The organism is Ligilactobacillus aviarius (assembly GCF_001654615.1).
Taxonomy (GTDB): Bacteria; Bacillota; Bacilli; order Lactobacillales; family Lactobacillaceae; genus Ligilactobacillus; species Ligilactobacillus aviarius_B.
The window spans coordinates 1-26,893 of the sequence record NZ_LWUD01000053.1 but is presented as its reverse complement, the minus strand read 5'-3'; the positions used below and the strand labels follow the sequence as shown (position 1 = coordinate 26,893).

Here is a 26,893-nt window from a genome sequence, read left to right as displayed (position 1 = left end):
TGGTTTAAATTTTAATAAAAAATTAAAAAAAGAGATTGGATCAAATCCAATCTCTTCTTCATCAAAAACTATTCAACGATGTTACCTAAGCCATCAAATTTATATTTCTTGCCGTCAATTACAAGCGTTACATTTTTGGCTTGTGCACCGGTTACGGGATCGAAGTAGTGTTTGTACCCGTTGATCGTTTGCCAGCCATATACCATATTACCCGAGTTATCATAGTAAACTTCTTTATTTTGATCAGCGATCCAAACGTATTGATTCTTCGCTTGAACACCGGTTGTCGGGTCAAAGTATTGCCAGTGACCATTAAGGTGTTGTTGACCGTAAACCATGTTACCTAAGCCATCATAGTAAACCCATTTGTTTTGACCAAGGCAAACATATTTATTCTTAACTTGTGCACCAGTTACTGGATCAAAGTATTGTGATTTACCATTGATCTTTTGTTGGCCATAGACCATGTTGCCCAGACCATCATAGTAAACTTCCTTATTTTGATCAGCAATCCAGACGTATTGGTTCTTCGCTTGCGCACCAGTTACTGGGTTAAAGTATTGCCAGTGACCATTGATGTTTTGTTGGCCGTAAACCATGTTGCCGTTAGCATCATAGTAAACTTCTTTATTTTGGTCAGCTAACCAAACGTATTGGTTCTTTGCTTGAACACCAGTTACCGGATCAAAGTATTGCCAATGACCGTTAACAAGTTTTTGTCCATCAGCCGGTTGCCCATTAACTGAAACTAATTGCCCGCCTTGAGGATTAAAGTAGTAATCTTTTCCATCAATTGTTTGATGACCAAGTGCCATTGAACCATTTGGATTGATGTAGTACTTCGAAGTTCCATACATGTGCCAACCTGGTTGAGCAGAATTTTGAACCCAGTAATTACTTTGAGTAAATTGGGTTGGAACAGTCGTTGGGAAGCTCTTATCGTTCTTACCGTTATTCAAGTAATAGTAATCGCCATTTGGTGCTTGAGCAACTAAGCCCATTCCGGTTCCTTGCAATGACGTTCCATTTTCGTACTTAGCTGACCATTGTTTGATTTGGACATTTGGATCAGGTGCAACGCCAGTTGAAATTGCCTTGGTTGTAAACAAATCTGGATAGTTTTGTTTCAAGTAATCAAGGTAAGCTCCACCGTATTGTTGCTGACCTTTTCCGCCACCATCTACATACGCAACATATAACCTATTAGCAAATGTCTTGCCGCCAACGGTCAATTGCTGTCCATGATTATCTGTCCGCGTTGCAGTTACAACTTCCTTCCCTGACAATCCAAGCAATTGGTTCATAACTAAGTCGACTTGAGCACTGATTCCAACCTTATGCAATGCCTTAACCGCATTGATCATTTCAATATTCGTTCCGTATTTGGTTGGTGAACTTTGACCTAAATCGTAACGGTCAGTAATTGCATATCCTTCATCATACCGGCTCATGCTGAATGATTGGTATGGAGGAGCAAACCAGAAATCAGTAATTCCTAAGTTTGCAAATTGTTGAGCGTTCTTTGCAATCGTTGTGTAAGTATCATCACCAACTGATTGATGTGGTTGGAATAAACTAAAGTCTTCAAAAATAACGTGTGAATCCAATGCCGCATTTGATTGATATGTCTTGCCGCTTGTATTTTGAGCAGTTGATGCTTCCGTGGTTACATTTTGGTCAGCTGCTGCTCCATCTGGAACCCATACACTGAGATAACCACTTACATATGGGTTGGCGTAACCCTTAACTGTAATGTGAAGGTCACCATTTGCGTCAGTTGTTAATGTTTCACCGTTATTATATGAAAGTCCTGAAGCCGTTGTGCCAATTAAGTTGACATACTTTTGGTTGGCATGTTCTTTCCCCATTGAAACGGTAATTGTTTGTTGATCCATTGATGGATTATTACCAACAATTACGGCGATTCCGGATGTCCGACTAATCGAATCATTATTGGTTTGATCAGCGTTCATGATATTCTTCCCATAACGAACACTTGCCATCAAATTATCGTTGTACTTCGTCATTGATTGACCGCCGCTTACGTATTTCTTCCGTGCTTGCAACATTGTCGTAATGGCATTGTAGTACATTCCCTTTGATTGCATATATGGATCCGTTTCATTGTAAAGATCCCCATAATATACTTCAGGAACGGTGTCTTTATTCGTTAATAGGATCGCATATTTTGCAGGAACATTATATTGAGTATACTTCTTTACGGTTTGAGCTTCGTCTTCATAAAATTGTTTCCAAGCTTCATCAGCATATTCAGCCTTATATCCTGCAGCCATAATATCCGTTACACCCGGGTGATCATCAATAATAATTTGATTAATGATGTTCTTTTGCTGGTCATGGTTATTTACAAATGACCAGTTTGGGGTTGCTTGATTTTCAGTCGTATCGTTCGTCCGGTTAACCACACTGTTACTTGCAATATTCATGATATTGTTCCGTGATCCCGGTTGAGCGCCAAGAACATTATTCAATGTCCAGTACAATCCCGAATCCATATACAATTGTGGATTACCATGTTCATTTAAAAGTTGGGCTGAATTTGAATGGTAGCTTTCATCATATACAAGGTGGGAATCAGCATTGGCGTTGCTGTCCTTTGTATGATACATATCATTCATTAATTGACCCAATTGCAACAATACATCTGCATCAATGTTGTCAGCAGCATCGACCCGGAAGCCATCAAAGTTTCCGTCGTCACCTTGACCCATGATCGTGCTGTAGTGCAACAAGAAATATTCCCAGTTAAGGTTTTCAGCTTGAACAACCGGGTTTGAGTTATCGATATCGATCCCTAAAAGAAGTTCTGGTGATGTATCGTTAACGTTGGTATAGCCGCCTTCATTTGTAATTGTGTGGTTCATTAACCGGTAATTACTATCAGCATATGATGTGTTCCCGACCTTTTGATTATTTGAATCATTATTTACAAAGATAATTTGGTCATTGTCAATTGAACCACTGTTATCTGGGTGATAGCCTGGTTGATCTTCAACCGGCAATTCTGAAGCTAATGAAAAATCAGGAATCGTTGCCATGAAATCTTTCATCGTATTTGCAAGTTGCGTTGTTGAATAATTATCCTTGTAAATTTGTTTTTCAATTGAATCACGCATATTTTCAGCGTAATTATTGACAATTTGATCTGGAGTTGAATCCGATAAACTCTTAACTGCATCTGAAGTCAATCCAAGAGAGCTATCACTGTATCCATGGTTTGTAAAATATTGGATGTATTGAATTTCAACGTCCTTTGATGGCCAAGCATACATTAAAATTGGCCGCCAGTCAGTAACGCCTGAGTTTACCCAAGTTTTACCATCTTGGTGATATTGAGTTGGCCGGAACCAGCCATCCCATGTTAAATAACCATCAACTTCATTGATCGAGCTTGAATCCAATGAAGCTGGAAGTTCATTTCCACGGTACATTTCAAGCGCGCCGGTTACCGGATTGAAATAATAATTTCCGTTGTTGATCGTTTGCCAACCATAAACCATGTTGCCAAGGACGTCGTAGTAAACCGTCTTATTTTGGTCTTTAATATCAACAAATTGGTTCTTGGCTTGCGCACCCGTGACCGGGTCAAACCATTGCCAGTGACCATTGAGGTATTGTTGGCCGTAAACCATATTGCCTAAACCATCGTAGTAAACCTCTTTGTTCTGGTTTCCAATCCCAACGTATTGGTTCTTAGCTTGGGCACCCGTGACTGGGTCAAACCATTGCCACTTGCCCTTGATGTTTTGTTGACCGTAAACCATATTGCCGAGGCCATCATAGTAAACTTCTTTATTTTGGTTAGCAATCCAAACATATTGGTTCTTAGCTTGCGCACCCGTGACCCCGTCAAAGTATTGCCATTTACCATCGATCTTTTGTTGACCATAAACCATATTACCCTTATTCGGATCATAGTAGACTTCTTTTTGTTGTTCTGCGATCCAGTAATAGCCAAGCTTCATGGCACCCGTGATCTTATCGAAATAGTACCATTGGTTGTTAATCTTTTGTTGACCATAAACCATGGCCCCGTTGGTTGGATCATAGTAAACGGTCTTGTTTTGATCCTTAATGTATTGGAACCCTGTATAGTTTTGGTGGGTTTCCTTGTTTTGTAAGAACCATTGACCATTTTGATTGATTTGAACAGCATCATCGTGTTCTTGCGCTTGTTCAACTTTTTGTGATTGAACGCTGCTTGAAGATGATGAAGCCGAATTTGACGATGAAGTCGTTGTATCTGCCTTTACAGCATCATCCTTCTTTGAAGAACTCGTTGCATTTTGATCCTTTTGCTGATCAGGATTTGATTGGGTTTGATCCTGTGCAGTTTGATTATTTTGTTGATCAGTAACTGCAAGGTTATCCTTTTCATTTGCAGTTGCAGCATTGGCTGCTACTTGACTGCTTGAACTTGCAGAAGAACTTGCTTTTGATGAACTCGTTGTCGTCTTTGTCGTTGATTGCAGCTGAACAGCAAAGTTGACAGTTTCTTCCTTTGAGACTGATTGTGCTTGCGTTGATGCACTACTGCTCTTCAATGAAACTGAATTTTGGCTGCTTAACGAGCTTGCTTTTGATTGTTGAGTATTTTCACTGTTACTACCCGCTGATGATGAAACATTATCAGCTTTAACATTTGCCTGATAACCTAACCCAGCAGTTAATCCTAAAAAGACAATTGGTGCAACAACCCAGTTTTTACCAGATTTATACATCTTATATCTTTTTTTGATTTCCTTATTCAAAATTTCACCTTCTAAAACCTATTTATACTTTCATGGTAGCAAAATGGGCTTTGGATATAAATTGATAGCAATAACTCTTTACTTATTCTTATAAATAAATTTTATTATTTATATTATTCGTAAAATTTCAATAAAGGCCCACTAAATAAAATTTAGTGAGCCTTTATCTTATTTATATTTAATTAGAACATTGAAAAATTCTAGTTTCGGTGTTGGTCACCTTGACGATATACATAGTAGTATGGGCAACCGTCTAAATGCCAGTACCAGTTATATGGTAATTCTTGAACTGCTGTTCCTGGTTGACCGTTTGTGTAGTAGCAAGTTGAGATACATTGAGCATCGTTCCCGCCTTGTGAAATTACAAGGGTGTGTCCTGCTGCACCGCCACTTTCACCTTGGCGACCCCAAATAATAACATCCCCACGTTCAGGAGTAAAGTTGCCATTTGCCGTTACGAGGTAGTAACCATTTGCCCGTAAGTAACCGTGAAGTGAATCTGTGTTGTATAAGTATGCGTATGGGCCAGCACCGGCATCCCGAATAGCTTGTGTCATTGAACCTGAACAATCAGCTGTTCCATCCGAACCATTCCGTGAACCGTACATTGAGTATGTTAAGTGGCCTTTCCGGCTTTCGAACCAGTTGATTACCCGTTGATTGAAATCAAGGCAGTGACCTTGATTATCAAAGTTATACCAGCGACCATCAATATTATGACTTCCGCCGATGTATTCTGCACCAGTTACATTATCAAAGTAGTAGTCATACCGGTCAGTATCTAACCAGCCGTAGTGCATTGTTCCATCTTGGTTGTAGAAGCATTCCTTGTTTTGACCATATGGAGCCAAGCTTTGCCAGCCGGTTAACCGTGCCCCCGTTACCTTGTCAAATAAGTACCAGTGACCATTAATATTTTGTTGGCCGTATTCCATTTGACCATTTGCTGGGTTGTAGTAGCAAATCTTATTTTGACCATATGGAGCCAAGTTTTGGAAGCCAGTTTGCATGGCACCTGAATTCTTATCAAATAAGTACCAGTTGTTATCGATCTTTTGTTGACCAGTTTGAACTTGATTATCGATCATGTCATATGTATTACCTTGGAACTTAATCATTCCGTTAGCAATTAATTGACCAACAACAAGTTTGCCGTTTGAACTTGCAGCTTCTTGTTCCGTCGCAAAGTGGTATGTTTGACCATTGTTATTGTAAGATCCGGTTACTAATTGACCGCCATTGTTATAAAATTCAAGGGCGCGTCCGTGATTATAGTCAACGTATGTTCCACGATACATTGCTCCCGTTACATTATCAAACAGGTAATAATTACCATTAATCTTTTGTTGACCGTATTCCATTTGGCCATTTGCTGGATTGTAGTAACAAGTCTTATTTTGACCGTAATTTCCAAGCCATTGGAAACCAGTTTGCATAGCTCCGGTTACCTTATCGAATAAGTACCAGTGGCCATTGATTCTTTGTTGACCGTAAACCATGTTACCCAAGCCATCATAGTAAACCGTCTTGTTTTGATCTTTGATATTTACAAATTGACTCTTAGCTTGCTTCCCGGTTTGCAAGTCAAACCATTGCCAGTGGCCGTTGATCAATTGTTGACCGTAAACAGCATTGCCTAAGCCATCGAAGTAGTATTCGCCATTTGTGTTCTTGTCCCAAATGTAACTATTCTTTGCTTGGGCACCGGTTACGGGATCAAAGTATTGTTTCTTACCTTGAACAGTTTGAAGGCCGTAAACCATATTCCCGTTTTGGTCGTAGTAAACTTCTTTATTTTGATTACCGATCCAAACATAACTGCTCTTTGCTTGCGCACCAGTAATTGGATCAAAGTATTGCCAGTGACCGTTCAACTTTTGTTGACCATAAACCATGTTACCAACGCCGTCATAGTAAACCCACTTGTTTTGGTTACCGATCCAAACATAACTATTCTTTGCTTGTTTCCCAGTTTTTGTATCAAAGTTGCCACTTGCCATTGATATTTTGTTGGCCATAAACCATATTGCCCAAGCCATCATAGTAATATTCTGCATTGGCATCCTTATCCCATACATAACTGTTTTTAGCTTGCGCACCCGTTACCGGGTCAAAGTATTGTTCTTTACCGTTGATCTTCTGGTGACCGTAGACCATATTACCTTTATTTGGATCATAGTAAACTTCCTTGTTTTGATCACCGATCCATTGATAACCGAATTGTAAAGCACCAGTTACCTTATCAAAAAGGTACCACTTGTTATCAATTCTTTGTTGACCATAAACCATCGCACCGTTTGATGGATTATAGTAACAAATCTTATTTTGGTCGGCAATCTTTTGGAAACCGGTTAAATTCTTACCGTTTTCTTGTAAATACCAGTTATTGTTTTGTCTGACTTGCTTTGCTTCTGGATGACTTTCAGCAAAAGGATATTTATCAAGTGAGCTCGATTGTTGGGCTTGTGAACTTGATTGTGCTTGAACTGGTTGTTGGTTTTTGATTTCTTGTTGATTGTTTGTTTTTGATGAAGAAGCCGGATTGCTCTTCGGTGCCGTTTGCGTTTGGTTAGTTACCTTAGTTGGTTGAACTGCAAAGTTCGTTACTTCAGGTTGTTCCTGGACTGTCGTCTTCGCCGCAGCCGAAGATGATTGCGAGCTTTGACTGCTCTTCAATACCACCTGTTGTGATGGTTGACTTGCTTGTTTTGATTGAACGCTTGACTCATTCTTTGGTTGTGTGTTTTGAGAACTTGACTGAACATTGTCGGCATGTGTTACTGCTCCCATGTTTAATCCCAGTAAACAGGTTGCCGTTGTAATTGCGCCAAATACCCAATTCTTACCACTCTTATACATCTTATAGTGTGTTTTTTCGTCAAACATGTAAAAATATCCCTTTCCTTTTTTACTAACGGTTAAAAGTATACCATACAGGTAAAAAATTTAATATTATATTTTTATAAAAAATACCAAGGCTAAGCCAAATTAGCCTTGATATTAAGCACTTTAATGCCAATCTTATTTTATCAATCTCTAAACAATTATTATTCTTTGATAATTTAAATTCAATGTTTGGCGTGATGATCTATTTTCCGCCGAAAAATCACCCGGATAAGCATCAGCAACCAAGCAATCAACGCAATTCCTAAACCAATAAAGTAAGCCTTCGAAGGTTGATAACCAACTTCGATCTTGTACCTTCCAGGTGCGAGGTTCAACTCGACTGTTCCGCGTGAACTTAATTGGGGCGTAACCTTTTGGCCATTAACTTTGACAGTTGTATGAACATAACAAATCACTGGTAAATCAACTTTACTCTGATGTTTTAAATCAATTCCATAAGTCAAGCGATTTGGACCGGCAACCGGATCAACGACTAACGGTTTTCCATTGAGATATGCTTTTCTCAACAGCAAATCATTTAACGGCTTATCCTGGGTTAAAGCCTGTTGCGGTTGTGAAACCGTATAATCAAAGAAATGACCATGTTTCAAAATCGTCGTTGGATAATAATCCGCGGTCCCGGTTGATCCCCAATATGCAAACTGATCCTGATAGTTTGCATTCGTAACAACTTTATTCATCAATACTTGATGCTGTCCAGGGTTTAATTTATTCAGCATTAACGGCTTATTGATCTGCCGGTTTTGCAATTTAGTCGTCATTGGAAGAATCGAGCCAAAGTAACTCATTGTTCCGGCAACCGCAAGAATTGCCATCATCAGCGCCGGGACTTTGATCCGTGCAAAGGCAAAATGCGTATCCAAAATTTTTACAATTCCCTGCGAGCCAACAACGGCAGCAAAAAGAATCGAATATGACAGGTAACGAACAGGCAATTGTAAAATCGTTAATGGTGTATGGTTAAAGCTTTCCCATGGGAAAACCGATGAAGCCAAAATCAGCAAGGTTACTGCGGCAATGTACATTGGCATTTCGAGGCTCTTGCGATCAACCCATTTCCATCCCGTTAAAATTACTAACAACAAAACTAATCCGATGCTCCCGCTTGTTGCCACGTTCCCAATCGAATCAGTTGTAATTGTTCCGAGTTGTTGAACGATTCGAACACCAGAATACGTTCCGGTAATTCCCTTGCCAAAGAAGTCAGTGATCAACGGAATAATAATTGGCAAAGCAAGAATTAATGCAACGATTCCCGCCTTGATCAATGCAATCCACCGTTCAAGTTCCATTTCCTTTTCCTTAATGAGCCGGTAAATCAAAAACGCTGCCATGATTTCGCCGGTTAAAAGAACACTCAAAATATGACAATAAAAAATCAATCCGATCCCGCATGCCAAAAGATACCATTGACGGGCATCCCCAACTAAAATCTTGTATATTCCTAAAAAGGCAAGCGGTAAAAATGCATATGCAACAAATTCCCCTAAAACCCAGTTTACCGGACTTAAGTATAAATGATACGGGGCAACCGTATATAACACTGCAAAGATAAAGCTTCGAAGCGGTCGATGAGCATAACTTTGCATACAGAAATAACTAACCGTCAAGGTCATAAAGAAGATGATTCCAACCCAAAGGTAATACGCGGTTACTGGTGAATAAATAAACCGTAAAAGCGCCCAAATGTACATGAAGGCATCCGGATAAAACAGGAATGAACCCACACCCGTCTTACCAAACGTCGACGTTGCAATGTACGTAAATGGCACTCCCGCTTTTAAATTCCGATAAATCTGCTCAACCCGTGAAGAGTGGAACCACCAGTCAATATCGATTGCAATTTTTCCAGTATGAATCAAGGGTAAGACCATTCCGATCGCCATAATAACGAAAATGACCATCGCAATTAGATTATTGATTCGGTTTGAATTATTTTTCTTTGCTTCGTCCATTTTAAATTTCCTACCTAAATAATATTCTGACTTATCGCTTAGAAGTATATCATAAAGAAAATCAGGCAGACACCGCAGATTGTTTTAACTCATATTTTTAACATTAAAAACTTTGGCAATCAGCGGTGACGACATTTTAAAGTAAGACAAAAAAGACGAAATTCGAATCAATCGAATCTCGTCTTTTTGTTTATTCTTACTTAACCTTTACCAAGAAGTATTTCTTCTTTCCGCGCCGGATAACAACATATTTGCCGTCAAAAGCAGCGGTTGGATCAAGTTCGTATTCAAGGTCTTGGATCCGTTCACCGTTGACCCGGATTGCACCATTCTTAACATCTTCCCGGGCTTGCCGCCGTGATGGTTCAATGCCGTTATCAACTAACCAAATTACAAGGTTTTGTTTTTCACGTGAAACTTCAACCGATGGCATTTTACCAAAGACTTGTTCAACTTGTTCAGCTGTTAATTCCTTGATGTCACCGCTGAATAAAATTTCAGAGATTTTTTCGGCTTCGTGCATTGCATCTTCACCGTGAACAAAAGTTGTAACTTCACGGGCTAATGCGCGTTGAGCTTCCCGTTTTTCAGGTTGAGTTTTTACCTTTTCAGCCAAGGCATCGATTTCATCATGGCTTAAGAAAGTGAAATACTTCAAGTATTTCACAACATCGCGGTCATCCTGGTTTAACCAGAATTGGTAGAATTCATATGGTGATGTCTTCTTTGGATCAAGCCATACAGCGCCGCCAGCAGTCTTGCCGAATTTAGTTCCATCAGCCTTTAACATCAATGGAATTGTTAACCCGAAGACTTTTGCGTCTTGACCTTCTTTTTTGTGGATCAAATCAATTCCGGCAGTAATGTTGCCCCATTGATCTGAGCCGCCGATTTGTAATTGCACATCGTGATCACGATACAATGTCAAAAAGTCGATCGACTGTAAGATTTGGTATGTAAATTCAGTAAATGAAATTCCGTTTTCCAACCGGCTGGCAACAACGTCCTTCCGAATCATGGTATTAACGTTGAATTCTTTCCCATAATCGCGTAAGAAATCTAACAAATTAAATTGTGAAAGCCAGTCAAAGTTATTCACAAACGTTACGTGACCGCTGCCGCCAAAAAGCCGGGTAACTTGTTCCGTCAATGCTTGCACGTTATGTTCAACTTGTTCCTTGGTTTGTAATTGCCGTTCTGTTTTGCGGCCGCTTGGATCACCGATCGAACCTGTTCCGCCCCCGACTAAAATGTATGGGTGGTGCCCGGCCATTTCAAACCGTTTCAACATGATGAACGGAATCAAGTGACCAATGTGCAAACTATCACCGGTTGGATCTGTTCCGCAGTATAATGAAATTTTCTTTTCGTTTAATAATTCGCGTAAGCCTTCTTCATCAGTTTCCTGATTGATTGCGCCGCGCCATTTTAAATCTTCTAAAATGTCCATGTTTGACCTCCATTACCTCGCATCCAAATAAAAAATCCCCGGAAATTAATCCAGGGACGAACTCAATCGTGGTACCACCCAACTTTACACAAATGTGCCTCTTACTGGAAAACGCCAGTCCGGTGCATCACTAAATGAAAGTGTAATTCGATCCTCACCATGGATTAGCTTCCAGCAACCGCTAACTTTCTGAACCAGTGGGTGATGCTCTACTGAATTTCCGATGCTGATATTCTGTTTTTATTAAAGCATGATTTTATTTAACGGTCAACATCGGCAATCGCGATTCTATCAACTATTTTCACATTATGATAGAATTAGATATAAGCTCAAAGGAGGAATTATCCATGACTGTAAATATTTATGATTCAGTAAACCAAGTTGCAAGTGACTTACCACAAACGCAACAATTTATGGCCGTTCAAAACGCATTTGCAGCTTTAAAACAAGACCAAGTTGCATTCAGCATGTACAAAGAATTCAGCGAATTACAGGAAGTTTTACGCAATGCTCAATTAAGTGGTCAACAACCAAAAGAAGAAGACGTGAAGAAGCTTCAAGAATTGGCCAAAAAGATGAACGATATGGACGCCGTTAAGAACTTGATGGCTGCTGAACAATCATTAAATCAATTGTTAAACGACATTAATTCAATCATTATTAAGCCAATCAATGACGTTTATGATTTAAACGACTAATTAAATTTTTCGAAAGGGACAGCGGTTTTGGCCGCTGTTCCTTTTTTTGTTGAAGTATAGTAAGATTACTGAAGATATTAAAAAGAACGAGGTTTCTTAATTATGGAAAAAATAATCGCAACGATCAGCGAAAGTGCCGTTAACGGAACAAACGCTGGTTCTAAAGCGAAAGATGATATTATTCAAATTTCCCAAAAAGCCGGGTTCAAACCAATGATCATTACCAACCCGCCTTCACATTTAAGCAAACTTGCATTTTTAATTAAATCTTATTGCGGCGGATTGAAAAAGCAATACCAAACTAATGCTGATTTGATTGTTTTCCAGTATGCCGGTTACTTTAATTTCACAACCGATATTTCGTTGAAAGAATTGCGCAAATATAACCCGAACGCCAAGCTTATTTTGTTAATCCATGACGTTGCGGCATTACGTTATCAACAAGATAAGGACTGGCAACGTGAATCAAAAATTTTCAATTCTGTTGATGGATTGATCGTTCATAATAGCAAAATGAAGCACTGGCTTGAAGATCATGGAATCACAACGCCAATGGTCACTCTTCAAATTTTTGATTACTTGACTGACCTGCCAATCAACGATAATAACTTTAATCGCAACGTTGTTTTTGCCGGTAACCTGGAAAAATCAACGTTTTTAACGAAATTGAATGTTAACACCCAAATTGATTTGTTTGGTCCGAAACCGGCTGAACATTACCCGCAAAATATCACTTACCAAGGAATTAAAAAGCCTGACGAACTGGCGAAATTTCTTACTCAAAGTTTTGGACTCGTTTGGGATGGCGACAGTATTCACGAATGTGACGGGTTAATGGGAAACTACGAAAAGTACAATGACCCGCATAAAGTTTCGTTATACTTAAGTTCTGGTCTTCCGGTAATCCTATGGAAACAGGCTGCTTTAGCTGATTTCATCACTAAAAATAATCTTGGAATCGCAATTGATGATCTGGCTAACTTAGATAATGAAATCGCTCAAATCACCCCCGATCAATATGATGAGATGAAAAAGAATGTTCATCGCGTTGCAGAAGAATTAAGAGCAGGAAAGCATACGCTTACAGCGTTAAAAAATATCTAAAAAGCATAAAAAATCCAGTTTTGAATTAACAAAACTGGATTTTTTTCATCAATTGCTTAATAACTTTTTGTTTTAAAATAATTTCGAATTATTAAAACCATTAAGCCAAGAAGCGAAATGACAGAAATAATCTGCCCTGTCCTTGCAAATTTTGTGTACTGACTTGTTATTTCAATTTTTCCATTTTGAGGAACATTTAAAATTTCAATTGTTCCCCTTGATGATTCTTTGATTGGAAGTTCTTTACCGTCAATTATTGCCTTTTCACCTTTGTAATACAAAACTGGTGTATTGATTACGGATCCCTTATACGAATGTAAATCAATCAAATATTTTGTAGAAGTTTCCGTATGCGACAATTTTACTTTTTCATTGTTCCCGTTAAAAAACTGTTCCTCGGTTACGCTGTTATTTTTTACTGCTTTTCGGGAAACATAATCAGCGGTGTTGTAGGACAAAATACTAGTGATATTTTGACTTGATGCCTGATCACTTGCCTTGACTGTATTTTCGATACTATTCGCACTAAAATAGAAAAACATGATCGAGCAAATAATTAGTCCAATCGATTTAAGGAAACTCTTTGAACTTAACGTAGCGGAGACTCCATACATCAGTAAGAAAATTGAGGCAGTTTCGAGGAATCTCCACGGGAATTGTAACAACGCAAAATGCTTTTGAAATAAATTCCAGGGAAACAATTTAGTTGATAAAATCACGCTAATAATTCCCAGCAAATAAATTGTCTTTTCAAACTTTGTATTTTTGGTTTTAACGATTCCGATCATTAAGAAGATCAAACAGATAATCCCTAACGATGGAATCGTGTATAAACTATCGCCCCAAGAATTACTCAAAGAATTATTGAATAAATTTGTTACACCTAAGGCCAACTTAGACAAATTTTCAGAAGAAGGCGGGTTGATCCCTAATTTCATTTGTTGAAAATACGGGAATAAGAAACCTAAACTTAATAAGCAAGTTGCGCCAATACTTTTAATTAACCCACCAATTGTGAGTTTCCAGTTCTTTTCGTAATTCCAAGTTAAAATAAGCATTAAACCGCTCATGATAACTGTAATTATTGCTGATAGCAAATGAGAATAAATTATTAAAGCCATTCCTAATGATAATGGAATCCAGGCCTTCTTTTTTCCCATTATCAACTGATATAAAGCACTAAAAACAACGACCATAAATGTCATTGCAATAAATTCTCCAATATCAGCCCTTCGGTACAAATCCAATCCACGATAAAACAAGAAGAGGTACAAAACTGAAAAAGTTAAGGATTTTAAATTATTTTTATATATCGGTTTCATGGAATAGTATGCGATAACTCCTGTTATTGTGTTAAACAATATCAGAAATAGCATGTAACCAACTGCGATCGAATGCGTCAGTTTCATTAGCCAAATAATCGGTAAAATTGTTAACCATGGATAGAAATAGTTTACTCCTAATCCTAACTGGTGAAACACTGTATAATTGATTGGATGAGTAAGGACATTTTCTGTTCCAATTATTCGATTAAGATGAAAGGCTAAGTCTGAATTATAAAGCGTTAAACACCGCCGGCCACCGCCAACAATTATAAAAATTATTGAAAATACCGCCATGATTGACAGTATCTTAATGAAGCTAACGATCTTTCCTTTTCTTTCCATATTGACTATATTCTCCTTAAAAATATATCTATCCTTACCGTAGTAATAAAGCTGTTTTATTAAATGCACATCATTTTATGAAATAATGGCTAAGACCATGCCTCTATTAACTAGTAGCTTCTAGTTCTAAAACAATTTCGAATTATCAAAACCATTAAAACAAGCAGCGAAATGACAGATATAATTTGCCCGATTCTTGCAAATTTTGTATACCGGCTCGTTATTTCTATTTCTCCGTTTTGAGGAACATTTTGAATCTCAACCGTTCCCCGATCAGATACTTTGACATTTGCGTTTTTTCCATCTATTTTTGCTTGCGTCCCATAGTAATAAAGTACCGGAACATTTAATTTGGATGATTTATATGAATTTAATTTTATTACATAGTCTGTGTCTGTTACCCAATGCTTTATCGAAACCGGTTTTCCTTTTGCATTGAAAAATTGATGATTTACAATACTAAGATTATATGCTGCTTTTTGAGGAAAATAATCCCAGTTATCATACGACATCGCCTTATCAATCCTGCTTTCATTCATAATATTTTTAGCAGGTGCCGTGTTTTCTAAATTAACTACACTAGAATAAAATAGCATTACCGTACAACCGACAATTCCTAAAGAAAAAATCATTCTCTTTGAATCAATAACTGCAGAAACGCCGTATATCAATAAGAATACCGACGCAACTTCAAGAAAGCGCCACGGAAATTGCAACAATGCAAAATGCTTTTGAAATAAGTTCCAAGGAAACAGTTTGGTTGATAAAATTACACTAAATAATCCCAACATGTAGAATGATTTCTCTACCGGAGTTTCATGTTTTTTGAATAATCCGATTATCAAAAAGATCAAACAAATAATTCCTAGCGAAACCACCGTTTGTTTACTATCACCCAGAGTGTTATTTAACGAATTATTAAATAAATCAGACATATTTAATGCCGCACTTGGTAGGTTTCCGATAAACGGTGGATTAATCTTCAACCTTGTTTGTTGAAGATACGGTAATAGAAATCCTAATTCCAACATAAAAGTCGTTATCCCACTTTTACAAAGTTGAATAATTACAAATTTCCAGCTTTTTACATTCTTCAAGTTTAAAATCAACATCAATCCACACATTATACTTACAATAATCGCTGACAAGAGGTGCGAATACAAAACTAACGCCATTCCAATTGCAAGCTTGATCCATGAATTTTTCTGATCAACGATAATTTGGTACATTGCACTAAAGACAATTAACATAAATGTCATTGCCAAACATTCGCCAATATCAAATCGACGATAAATATCAAGGGTACGATAAGTCATAAAAATAAACATCATCGAAAAGATAGTTGCTTTGAACCGATTCTTATAAACCGATTTAAGTGAGTAGTATGCAATTATCCCTGAAACTACATTTAGCAAAAATAAAAATGCTAGGAATCCATTTACAATTGAATGAGTAAACTTAATTAATAGAGTTGCTGGAAAAATCATTAATCCTGGGTAAAAATAATTGACTCCCATTCCTATTTGATTGAAAACTTTATAATTAATTGGATGATTAATTATGTTGGACAATCCAATTATTCGATTCAAATGAAATTCAATGTCAGAATAAGCGTAGTTTGTTAAACAACGATGGCCTCCTCCGAGAACTATAAATAATATAGAACAGATCGTTGCGATCACTAATATCTCAATAAATTCAATTATTTTACTTTTAAGTTGTTGATTATTTTTCATCACTTTCTCCTATCCCGACTCAACAAAATAAATCCGATACTTGATACCAGCATTAGCAAACAGTACCAGCTATACGGTACGATCTGCATTGGCGAAATCTTCGCCAACCCCGCAGCGACTAGTAACTGCCCGCCGTATGGAATCAATCCGTTAAAGGCGCACGAAAAGGTAACCAGGTCGCTTGCGATCCGTGGAGCTGAAATTCCAAACTGATCACCAATATCTTTGGCAAGCGGGCCCGCCGTGATGATTGAAACGGTATTATTCGTTGTAATAATGTCCAGTAAACTTACCAGTCCAGCAATCGCAAACTCGCCGCCCTTTGCGGACTTAATTTTGCGGGTCAGTGCATTGATGATCCAGTCGATTCCGCCCAGATAATCCATTAAGGCGACTAAGCCGCCAACCAAAATCGCAATCAATGCCATGTCTTCCATGCTCATCATTCCGTTGTGAATAACCGTCATTGATTTTACAAGTGAAAAATCGCCATGGAAGACGCCAATTGCAACGCCAGTCAAAATTCCCAAGGTCAATACTAAAATAACGTGCATCCCCGTAAATGAAAGAATAATAACCAGGATATACGGCAAAAGATTCAACAAGTCATACGGGTGATTTCCGCTCAAATACACTCCCTGGCCGACCGGTTGCATTGCTAACAAAACCAAGTTAACAATGATTGCTGGCAAAAGCATCGTGATGTTCGTTTTAAACTTCTTCATCATACTGACATCCTGGGTCCGCGTTGCCGCAATTACCGAGGCCGAGATCATCGACAAATTATCACCAAACATCGCACTTCCAACGACCGTTCCGCAAAATAATGCCATGTTGCCGTGAATTTTCAATGCTAAGGAAACTCCGATCGGCATTAATGCCGCCACGGTCCCCATTGAGGTGCCCATTGCAAAACTGATAATACAACCGATCACAAATAACCCGGGTAATATTAACTTGACTGGTAAAATATCCAATCCCAGGTTGGTAACTGCATCAACCGCGTGCATCCCCTTCGATACGCCATAGAATCCACCAGCAAGCAAAAAGACGATCACCATTAAGATCAGGCCATCATCTCCGCCGCCGACACAATACTTTGTCACACGTTCCGCAAACGTTGTCCGGTCGACTTCGCCCTTTCGATGCATCATCAATGCCACAGCCGATGCGATCAGAATCCCGATCATCAATGGCATACTATTAAAATTTTGAGTTGAAACGCCTGTAATAATATACAGCACCAAGAAAGTAAGCAACGGAACAAGTCCCCAGAAACTTCCTTTGCCGTGTTTCTGTTCCATGATATTACCTCTTTGCTTTTTAAATCACTTTTCCTATTATCGCCCAAAATGTTCTAAAAAAACAAGGCCTGTCAGCCAGCGCTCCAATGACGCCAACTACCAGGCCTTGTGAAAAGGAAGTATATTTAGGATATTATTTTAGGATTGTAATTTCATCTTCCACCATTTCAAGAGGGATAGAAATCAGTGGAATATATTTATGAATTACTATGTCTATAATACTAATAACGACCTATGAATTATCTGTGAACGTTCTGCTACGAAACCATAACTTTTTCTTGGAGTTCAATAAGCCCAACTTTCACAATTACCGATTATCCGCACTTCCGGCTGAAACGTCATATTGTAATTCATGAATTCCATCTTGCAAGAATGATGATGCATCCGGGTGTTCTTGCGGATCATACTGAACCCGCGAAGCTTCTAATTGAATATCGACCTTGTTCAAAAGCGAATCGTCGTTGACGCGTTGAGCCAATTCCTGTTTAACTTCATCCCGGAAACGCCGTTTATTACTATCAACCGCTTCGGAAGACAACACAGCCCATGTCGGCGGTTGATTTCCAATACTGTAAACAAATTCGTGACCCGTTGTAATATCGTTAATTACTTCTGTGACAATCCGAATCAAGTGGTGCTGTTCTTTCCGTGACAAAATTCCACTGATTGAATTCCAATATTTGATTCGATATGAATATAAATATAACGGAAAATGATAGTCTTTCGACAAATTCGTAAAAACGTGGAAATGTTCCCGGAAAATTTCCACCGTCCGCAAATTCGTTTCTGAATCCAACGTACTTGCTTGATTTAATCGATTTTGAAGACGCAAATTTTCACCCTGCAGTTTCCGCAATTGAACCGTTAAAATGTAGAACGTAATGCAAATCAGCGGCGGCCAAATGGTCCAAAAAAATGCCGTTCCAAAGAAATGGTGTCCAGTTACAAATTCCCGCGCACTTTCAAGAATCAGCACCAGTAAGAAAATCAAGCTCGTTGCCAGTGCCGGAACAAGCCCGATAAAATACGTAATCACAACTAGAAAAAGGGTGATTATCGTACATAACAGATTTCCGAACAGGTCATTGCGAACAAACATATCAAAACACAACATGATCACAAATTCCGTGACCATTGCCAGCATTGCCAAATCGGTTGCCATGCTGGCATTATGCTTTTCTGGAAGTTCAATATCCATTTTTTTCTGTTTCTTATTCACGATTTGCTTGCTCCTCTCTTCTAAAATTCTTCCGGACAAAGAGGTAGACGATGACCGCAATCAAAATCAAGGTTAGACTTCCAATGATCATATAGGTCATAAACGCCGGGTTAGATTTGATTCGTTTATAAATTGATGGTCCATGTTGGTTATTGATCTTTTTCTTGATGCGGTACATAAACTGTTGGCCATTTTGATCGATCACCGCGGCATCGCCTTTCAAGCTTCCAGCATGCGCTTGCGTATCAATTTGAGTTGAAGCTAACTCAACATCTTTTGGCGTTGCTCCTGAAACGACTAACGCCGCTTTATCCTTGTTTTCAGGATTAAACAGTAATTGAACGACCCCAATTTGCTTTCCGTAATTCGATTCAATGCTCATCTTTTCATTTGAAACAAACCGGTTAAAGTGCTTATTAAACTTAAAGAAGAGCTTTGAATTCCATTTTTGAATCAACGATGTATCCTTCGGGGTTCCCAAAACAATTACGTTATGATTTGCCAGTTCGCTATCGGCCATTTCATCTGAATGGAATGTAATATTCCCAACATTTGTTTCTGCATAACATCCAATCAAATTAAAAATGTTTGACAGTGCTTGATAGTAATCCTGGTTCATTTTGTGCGGTAATTGAACAGCGATGTTATTGAACGTCGAATCCTTAATGAAACATGACGGGTAATTATTAAACAGCAAATCCGTCTTATCAGTTGAGTTAATGTAGGCATTTGAATCATTCTCAATGTATGCCCACGGCGTTTGGCCATTAACGTGGTTATCTTTCATATTCAAATCAAATGCGACCCGAACCGTGCATGCGCTGCTCAAGTTCGTATTATTCGGAATATTGACTTTAAGGTGGTCCCCATTGGCCTTCGCTGCTGTCAGCCGTTTGCTTCCGATTGGTTTGCCGTTCACATACACCGTTACCAATGACGTTTTAAAATCAATGTTATCGGCATACTTAAAGTTCAAATTGATGTAACTGCCCTTCGAATTATTTTGGTGGTGCGGCAGGTTGATGAAGAAAACCTGTTCCTGATGACCGCTTCCTGTTAATTTCGTTCCATCCGTTGCAAGCGGATAATCACCGTTATTCTGCATTTGCGAACTGAACACTTCCGTATCGCTATCAATCGTCTTCGAATCGGCGGTTGTCTGCTTCATCAACTCTTCGTTTGAAATGTATTTCCCGGCTTGGATCAAATCTGAAGCACTTTTAGCCGTCACAACTAACACCTTTTTATCCTTGCCGTTGACAAATTTCAAAACGGCTTTTCCACCTTGTAAATCATTTGAATCAACTGCCTTGCGGTATTCCTGCGGCAATTGGTCGTATTTAGCGATTACGATTTGATATGGCTGATTGTTCATTGACGAATCGGCCAAACTGCTGATATTGACCTTCGCGGCATTCGTCGTTAAAACCCGGCTGATTCCCGTTAAAGCGTAAGTAGCCGCTGCAAGCTCATCATTTGATGCCTTGGCTGGAACCAAAATCACACTTTGGTGATTTGAAACCGTATCGTTACCGGTAAAATGGTTATAAAACGCACTGATTTGATTATCTGGCTGCTTGACGTCATACGAAAAATTAACGTTGCTGCCGCTATAGATCGTTAACCAGTTAGCCGGCGTTGATTCCGGATCACCGCTTTGGTTTTGATCAATGATTTGACCCTGAATCGTCAAAACGTTTGAACTTTGCAACAAATTCAACGGCAAATCAATGCTGATCGTTTGCTGCCCATCATTATTGCTTGGCTTAAACGAATAAAACTTTACCCCATTAAGCGATACTGTAATATTTGATGCTTGATCATTGCGTAATTGCGTTGTTGCATACGTTAAGTTAAACGTTGCTTTTTTCACATCCCAGTAATCAATTTTATTAAAGTAAGTCGTTGACCGGACACTCTTTCCGCTTAACGTTGTATTGGTATTCTGGAATTGTTGAGTATACGTTTGACTCCCCTGATCATTTCCCTGATTCGAAGAATGCTGATCATTTGCTTGCGTACTTGAACTTGACGAAGCAGCATTTGCACTTTGAGCCGGCTGATTATTGATCTTATCCTGAGGTTGGGCATCTTTGACCTGGGCAGGTTCAATCTGCTGATTAACTAAGCCCTGCTGATTTGATACCGGTGCAGCCGCCGCAATTGCCGGAGTCATTAAAATTAAACTTGATGCAACGACTGCTGCGCGAATTATTTTTTTCATTATGATTGGCCTCCTTACTTATATCGTTTGGTTTTATACCATTTCGTTGCCGATTCGAGGTGAAAGACGTTTTCTTTGATGTATAAGTACATTCCCTGCAATGCAACGATCAGCCACATCTGCGTATAAATCACATACATCAGTAAAATCACCAAAATGTTCGACCATTTCATTTCGCCCTTCTCTGTCGTGATCGAAACAAAAACACTGACAACGTATAGAATGATTGCGAGTAACCACAACGTATTACTGAATCCCGGAACCGTCACCTTTGCATACCCTGAAACCGACATGATAAACGTCACATCGGACATGATCAACGCCGTTAACAACAAAAAATACGTTGATAAGAAATATAGAATATCGAAGCGGATCCGTTTCGCTTTCGGATCAAATAACAATTTGACGTTTTTAACGATCACGTAAATATTTCCTTTGACCCAGCGTGTCCGTTGATGGAACCACACGTCAACGGTCTGCGGTTCTTGTTCCCAAGTAACTGCTGCGGGTTGAAACTTGATCCGGTATCCCATCTTATAAATTCGAAAACTGATTTCGGTGTCTTCTGCCAGGGCCTTTTCATCCCAGCCGCCAATTTCTTCAATGATTTCCCGCCGAATTACAAAATTCGTTCCCGGAATCGTGCATAACTTGAACATCTGACTTCGGCCAGCCTGGGCCATCCATTGAAATGATAAGGTTTCAACGTTGATAAACCGGGTAAGTAAGTTAACGTCCTTATTCCGCGTCCGGAATTTGCCAATTACCGCCCCGTATTCGTCGTTTTGTTCTAATTCCGCAACTAAATACCGCAGCGCATTCGGTTCGGGCGTGTTATCTGCATCGTAAATTGCAATAACGTCCCCAATTGCGGATTTGAAACCAATGTTTAGGGCGTTTGATTTTCCTTTACCACCAGTAACACTGTCCGTATTGATCACTTTAAAATTCCGGGTCGGATTTTCTTTCTGCAAATTGGCAAGCAGTTCCGCACTGTTATCATCGCTATTATCATTAATCACGATGATTTCATACCGGTCATGCGGATAATTGAAATTCAACAGTGCCTGAACGGTCTTAACGATTACGATTCCTTCATTGTGAGCCGGAACCATGATCGTCACAAACGGGGCGTGCTGATCATCAAGTTGCGGTAATGGTGTTTTGACCCATTTTAAGTAATAAATGTAACCAAACGTTACCAAGGCGATCGACACTAACAACAGGGTCCAAATGATGGTCGTCGAAAAAATTACCATTCCGTTCCAAACATTTGTCATTTCTTTTTCGCTCCCTTCGTTCGTTTCAAATTTCGATTTTTAAACATTCGCAGGTATAACTTTCGTCCAATTGCAAGCATCCCAAACAAGACGATCAACGTAACCACGATGATCACGATCAAAACATTATTGATCTTGTCAACGATCCTCCTCGTCGTTAAGTGGCCCGTTTGATCTTGGTTCTTCCGAATTCCGGCAGTTTGCTGCTTGATTTGATGAAAATCAATTTCGGAAACCGGCGTTCCATTCAATGAGATCACGCCGTCTTTTCCCCGTAAATTTTGCGTTTGCGTTGAAATTCCGGTATTAAACTGATACAAATACTGGTTTTCCGGCGCAAATGGCAATGCTTTAATTTCACGGTTGATTTTCTCAGCCTTAGCCTTTGAATTTGGAAAATGATAATCAACTGTGACCGGCATTGGAAAGGTAAAATCGGTATACCGGCCGTTGATATTCCACTTAATGTTTTTAAGTGCACTGTGCGGAATCGCAAAGAACATCGTTTGATAAGCCTTGGCCGTTGACGTTTGGGTATGGTAATCCTGATTGTTTATCTGGTTATACAAAAGCGTCGCATCCCCAAAGTTCAACGCATTTAACTGATAATACTTATCAAAGTTCCAGTATGTCGGAGCACTGATTCCCAGTGGGAAAATTTTATTTTCGATCAAGGTACTGATTTCCTGGGTCAGCATATTCATCAATGTATCATCATTACTGCTATCAACTCCATTCAGGGCCGGAACGTTTAGGTAAACGACCGCCCGATTATCCCGGGTCATTGTTCTGAGAAACTTCAAATAGTTTTTAAATGTTTTCGTATCCGTATTCTGAGTCGTTGAAGTTGTCGTGATGATTAGATTTCTTTCAAGCGAATCTAAATTTTTAATGAATTCTTTCGTGGCCGTAAACGAACTTAACGGCGTAAAATCCCGTACGTCAACATACGGTACATAATTTCCGTGAACTCCGAGCCACTGGGCAATCAATTGAATCGATGACAGCAACGTTGCCCCTTTGCTGCTGAAAAATGGCAAGTATGCATCCTGCCCATTAATGATTCCAAACGGATAAGTTTGATTTGTTCCATTCGCCGCAACGAGCTGGGATAATGCTTGTTCATTTCCGGTTACCTTATCCAATAATTGAATTTGGCGTTGAAAATCAACTTGCTGTTCATAGCGATTATTCTGCCCTTTTAAAATAAACGACTGTTGGTTGATTTCCTGCCAATTTCCCGGGAAATTTTGCTTCTCATCAGCCGTCATTAACGGACCGATATGCAGCTTCTTCCCATTAAATTGATGACGATCACGATCAAATGCAGGGTTATCAAATTTCATTCCCGGCCAATTGATCATTGTGATCACGGCTTGATAATGACCCTTTGAAATCATTCCTGCATGATAATCACTCATTGCCATCATCGTGACTTGCTGGCCCATGCTCATCAGCATTCGGCTCAAAGTCTGAACATCTTCTTGCCGGTGATTGCGTTCATTTAAACTGTCATAGACAACTAAAACCTTGGATGGATTTTGAATCGTCGTTGCTGCCTGAACTGACGGTGAATGCCAATTGATTGAAATCAAGCCAACGAAGATTACAAATAAAGTTAAAAGTTTATTCTTCATTTGCATCACCATCCTCTCCCGCACGCGTCAGCAAAACTGTATCGCGAGTGATCCAAATATCATGTTGCAGGGAATCCGAAATAATGATCAGTACCAGTAAATCAAGTAAAGTTGATGACATGGTCAATTGCCGGATAATGTTTGTCTGCCCTGAAATAATGATTGGTGAAATGAATGCGAGAAACATCATCAGCAGCAAGCCGCAATTCATCCACAACCTTGCTGCATAAAGTTTCGAACCCATTTCCAATCCGCGGACACATGAAACGCTGTAAACTGAAATTACTAAGATTGCAAAAATAAAATAGAATCCAAACTTTTTAGGGAGAATAAAACCCTTCGCAATCGTTGCCCATTGGAAAAAGGTCTTGTCTTCGTCGCCTTGCTTGACCGCGCCCTTTTCATAAACTCCGACTTTCGTTCGCGCAACGTTTTTATTTTCCAATCCGGTCTGCAAAAGTTTCGATAGCGTACTTGGGTGCGTTCCGTAATACCACACCAACTTGGCATAATTAATTTCATCAATAAATCCCTTTTGAATGGTTGCCGAATCCGACCGTGCAATCGCATACGGCGCATCATACGACGTTCCCCGTAAAATTTCGTTTTGCGGACGAATATTGATTTCAGCAAGACTCTTTCCTGGATTCTTGGTTGACGGCATCGCTCCGAGTGTCATACTTTGGTAAACATTTTGGTTATGATTGGGATTGGAATATAAACTTCCAATAAAAATGCTCATCGGAATTAAAGCCGTTACCAAAATAATTGCCGATAATTTCCACTGACGTCCCCGAATAAAAATGATTCCGCCAACTAACGAAATACATAACGCCGAAACTAAAAAGGCGACTTGCCGCGAAACAAATAGAAACAGAAACGCAATTAAGACCTGGCCGCTATAATACTTCAAAATCTTGCGGGTCGTTGTTTGTTGAAATGCTAATAACCCGCATCCAACAAACGCGATCATCATAACGAAATCAAGCGGTTCAATATAAAACGAATTGAAATAAACCGTGTACGTCGTATCGCCAAGGAAAAACACACCTAGCAAAACGATCAAATACGCTTTTTTGCCAGTCAAGCGATGGGTTAGGCCCTTAAATAACAACCGACTCGCAAGCAAAAAAAGCACCGTGTAGATTGCACCTAAAAACCGGACATCAAAAATCTTTGAACTGTAAAAAATTTTATTAAGCAAAATTGCCGCTTGAATAAGAACATTCTGCAATGAAAGATATAAATGCGCATCCGGATTATAATATTGCAAAATCGGAAACTGGGGCACAAAGTACTTATAATAATTCGGATCGCCCGTAAATTCGCGCAATCCATTTGCATGCAGAATCAGGTTATAAGTTCCATCATCAACCGGTCCACTCACCGGAGGAACAAATAATAAAAAGATTGTAATCAATGCCAGTAACAAAATTCCCAACCGCACTGGGGGAAGCCATCGTTCGAATGGTTCAGCCCACGCATGCAATTTTTGTCTGATTTTGGTTAACATCTTCCCACACTTTCTGAAATAAGGTTCTAATAATCGTATGCAAGCAACGCCATCAAATTGTTGTACGAATAAACTTGCAGCGTATTCGGATCACCGATTCCGCCGTCAATTGGACTTGAAGGATCCGTTATCTGGAAGTTTTGCACAATTTGAATTGCTTGCTGGTAAAGTTTCTGATCGCCAATTTCTTTTCCAATCATTGCTGCAATCGCATAACTTGCCGCTGATTGACTTTTATCGGCGGGAGTCCCATCAAGGTTATATGAGTTATACAAAGTCCCCGTCGTGACGGCATTCTTCACAAATTGAATACTTTGCGCTTTTTCCTGACCAATTTCCGATAAGTACAAAATTGACAGCAGCGATTCAATAATGTTGATTTGCTTACTGTCCTCGTATTTTCCGGTGTCATAGTTATAGCGTGTATGGTAAAGCGGGAATGAATTTGAAATATACCCGTTTTTTAAAATATGGTACTCAAATTCAAGGTCTTTCGGCGATAATCCCGCGACCTTGTAAATGTATCCCATATCCTTAATATCTAAGTAATACAGTGAAATTTGGTGGGCTGGTTTTTTAGTCTTGACGTCATAAAAGTCGACCAGCATCCCATTTTGAATTGATTGTTTTTTAAATGTTGAAACTAAACTTTTAATTTCTTTTTGATATTGCGGGTCATTGAACCGTTGTTCGGCTTCGATCAATGCGCTGATGATCCGCATATCATCAATTGAAGCGTTCACGTCCGACCGTTTGCCATCTGCATTGATACGGTACGTAAACTGGCCATCAGCAAAAAACTTCTTCTTTGTTTCCTTATAAAACGCATCAAATTGTTTCTGCGTCCCCGTTAACGCTAAATTTCGCAGCCATAATCCGGCTGATTCACTTAATTGATCATGTCCGGTTGCCAGTTCAGTTTTATTTTGATCCTTATGCGCCTTGTAGTTGGTTACAAAACCGCCGTTAACCAGCATATTTTCTTTTAAAAATGATTCGAGTTTATTTCGTGAATTTTTTTCAGAGTCTGACAGTGATTCCGGCGATAATTTAAAAGTTGCCGCATCCGTTGTATAAACTTTCCGAACCGGAGCACTAACTTTTGTAACATTGTGTTTAACATGAATTGTTTCTTGATTCCGACCCTTAAAAATGTATACGCCAAATAGCCCGATGACGATTACGATCCCGGTAATCAAGAAAAATTTGATTGGTTTTTTCATTGTTATTCTCACTCACTAATTATAGATTCCCTATTGTACGAATTTTCACTTAACCCTACCTTTACAATACCAAAGTATCCATTATTAATCTAGATTGAAACCATAATTTTTATCTAAATCTAATTCCTGACGGTTTATATTAAATTTCGATCGCTTCCTCGTTAAAATTTAATGAATAAGTACTAAAAAGAGGTTGTGACATAA

Annotated in this window: 16 protein-coding genes; 2 read left to right on the top strand and 14 right to left on the bottom strand. The window is 39.1% G+C overall.

The window, feature by feature from the left end; genetic code table 11:
- Nucleotides 1-68 precede the first annotated feature (68 nt).
- The 5 genes from A3O17_RS07665 to tyrS all read right to left on the bottom strand — a co-directional run bounded on the left by A3O17_RS07665 (nt 69) and on the right by tyrS (nt 11,084).
- Complete coding sequence (locus A3O17_RS07665) at nt 69-4,772, bottom strand: glycoside hydrolase family 70 protein (RefSeq protein ID WP_064213163.1); 4,704 nt, start codon at nt 4,770-4,772, stop codon at nt 69-71.
- A gap of 200 nt (nt 4,773-4,972) precedes the next feature.
- Nucleotides 4,973-6,829, bottom strand: a complete 1,857-nt coding sequence (locus tag A3O17_RS07660; protein WP_155728927.1) for a peptidoglycan amidohydrolase family protein — start codon at nt 6,827-6,829, stop codon at nt 4,973-4,975.
- Complete coding sequence (locus A3O17_RS07655; protein ID WP_064213161.1) at nt 6,753-7,658, bottom strand: KxYKxGKxW signal peptide domain-containing protein; 906 nt, start codon at nt 7,656-7,658, stop codon at nt 6,753-6,755. Before A3O17_RS07655 ends, A3O17_RS07660 begins: the two co-directional genes overlap by 77 nt.
- A gap of 182 nt (nt 7,659-7,840) precedes the next feature.
- Complete coding sequence (locus A3O17_RS07650; protein ID WP_064213160.1) at nt 7,841-9,634, bottom strand: hypothetical protein; 1,794 nt, start codon at nt 9,632-9,634, stop codon at nt 7,841-7,843.
- 196 nt (nt 9,635-9,830) lie between these two features.
- Nucleotides 9,831-11,084 (bottom strand): tyrosine--tRNA ligase, encoded by a 1,254-nt coding sequence (gene tyrS, locus A3O17_RS07645; protein ID WP_064213159.1) that lies wholly within the window; start codon nt 11,082-11,084, stop codon nt 9,831-9,833.
- Between the two features lie 347 nt (nt 11,085-11,431).
- Here tyrS and A3O17_RS07640 point away from each other — a divergent pair, with 347 nt between their 5' ends.
- Together A3O17_RS07640 and A3O17_RS07635 are read left to right on the top strand one after the other, a co-directional pair.
- Nucleotides 11,432-11,782, top strand: a complete 351-nt coding sequence (locus A3O17_RS07640; RefSeq protein ID WP_064207560.1) for a YlbF family regulator — start codon at nt 11,432-11,434, stop codon at nt 11,780-11,782.
- 102 nt (nt 11,783-11,884) lie between these two features.
- A complete protein-coding gene (locus tag A3O17_RS07635) occupies nt 11,885-12,886 on the top strand; it encodes a sugar transferase (RefSeq protein ID WP_064213158.1) in 1,002 nt (333 codons plus the stop codon).
- Nucleotides 12,887-12,942: 56 nt separating this feature from the next.
- Here A3O17_RS07635 and A3O17_RS07630 read toward each other — a convergent pair whose 3' ends face one another.
- The 9 genes from A3O17_RS07630 to A3O17_RS07590 form a co-directional block, all read right to left on the bottom strand.
- On the bottom strand, nt 12,943-14,622 hold the full coding sequence (locus A3O17_RS07630; protein ID WP_143453725.1) for a 6-pyruvoyl-tetrahydropterin synthase-related protein: 1,680 nt from the start codon (nt 14,620-14,622) through the stop codon (nt 12,943-12,945).
- 41 nt (nt 14,623-14,663) lie between these two features.
- Nucleotides 14,664-16,289: a glycosyltransferase family protein gene (locus A3O17_RS07625; RefSeq protein WP_064213156.1), complete on the bottom strand. Its 1,626-nt coding sequence runs from the start codon at nt 16,287-16,289 to the stop codon at nt 14,664-14,666.
- Nucleotides 16,289-17,593 carry a Na+/H+ antiporter NhaC family protein gene (locus A3O17_RS07620; protein WP_064213155.1) on the bottom strand — a complete coding sequence of 435 codons (1,305 nt, stop codon included), beginning with the start codon at nt 17,591-17,593 and terminating at the stop codon, nt 16,289-16,291. The genes A3O17_RS07625 and A3O17_RS07620 overlap by 1 nt, the downstream gene beginning before the upstream one ends.
- Nucleotides 17,594-17,900: 307 nt before the next feature.
- Nucleotides 17,901-18,812 carry a hypothetical protein gene (locus A3O17_RS07615; protein ID WP_064213154.1) on the bottom strand — a complete coding sequence of 304 codons (912 nt, stop codon included), beginning with the start codon at nt 18,810-18,812 and terminating at the stop codon, nt 17,901-17,903.
- Nucleotides 18,805-21,036 carry a cellulose biosynthesis cyclic di-GMP-binding regulatory protein BcsB gene (locus A3O17_RS07610; RefSeq protein WP_225354562.1) on the bottom strand — a complete coding sequence of 744 codons (2,232 nt, stop codon included), beginning with the start codon at nt 21,034-21,036 and terminating at the stop codon, nt 18,805-18,807. Before A3O17_RS07610 ends, A3O17_RS07615 begins: the two co-directional genes overlap by 8 nt.
- 14 nt (nt 21,037-21,050) lie before the next feature.
- The gene (locus tag A3O17_RS07605) at nt 21,051-22,316 is read right to left on the bottom strand and encodes a glycosyltransferase (RefSeq protein WP_064207565.1); all 1,266 of its coding nucleotides are present in this window, start codon (nt 22,314-22,316) and stop codon (nt 21,051-21,053) included.
- Nucleotides 22,313-23,953, bottom strand: a complete 1,641-nt coding sequence (locus tag A3O17_RS07600) for a hypothetical protein (protein ID WP_143453660.1) — start codon at nt 23,951-23,953, stop codon at nt 22,313-22,315. Before A3O17_RS07600 ends, A3O17_RS07605 begins: the two co-directional genes overlap by 4 nt.
- Nucleotides 23,943-25,466: a glycan biosynthesis hexose transferase WsfD gene (gene wsfD / locus A3O17_RS07595; RefSeq protein ID WP_064213153.1), complete on the bottom strand. Its 1,524-nt coding sequence runs from the start codon at nt 25,464-25,466 to the stop codon at nt 23,943-23,945. The genes A3O17_RS07600 and wsfD overlap by 11 nt, the downstream gene beginning before the upstream one ends.
- A gap of 26 nt (nt 25,467-25,492) precedes the next feature.
- The gene (locus A3O17_RS07590; RefSeq protein WP_064213152.1) at nt 25,493-26,689 is read right to left on the bottom strand and encodes a hypothetical protein; all 1,197 of its coding nucleotides are present in this window, start codon (nt 26,687-26,689) and stop codon (nt 25,493-25,495) included.
- Nucleotides 26,690-26,893: the final 204 nt, after the last annotated feature.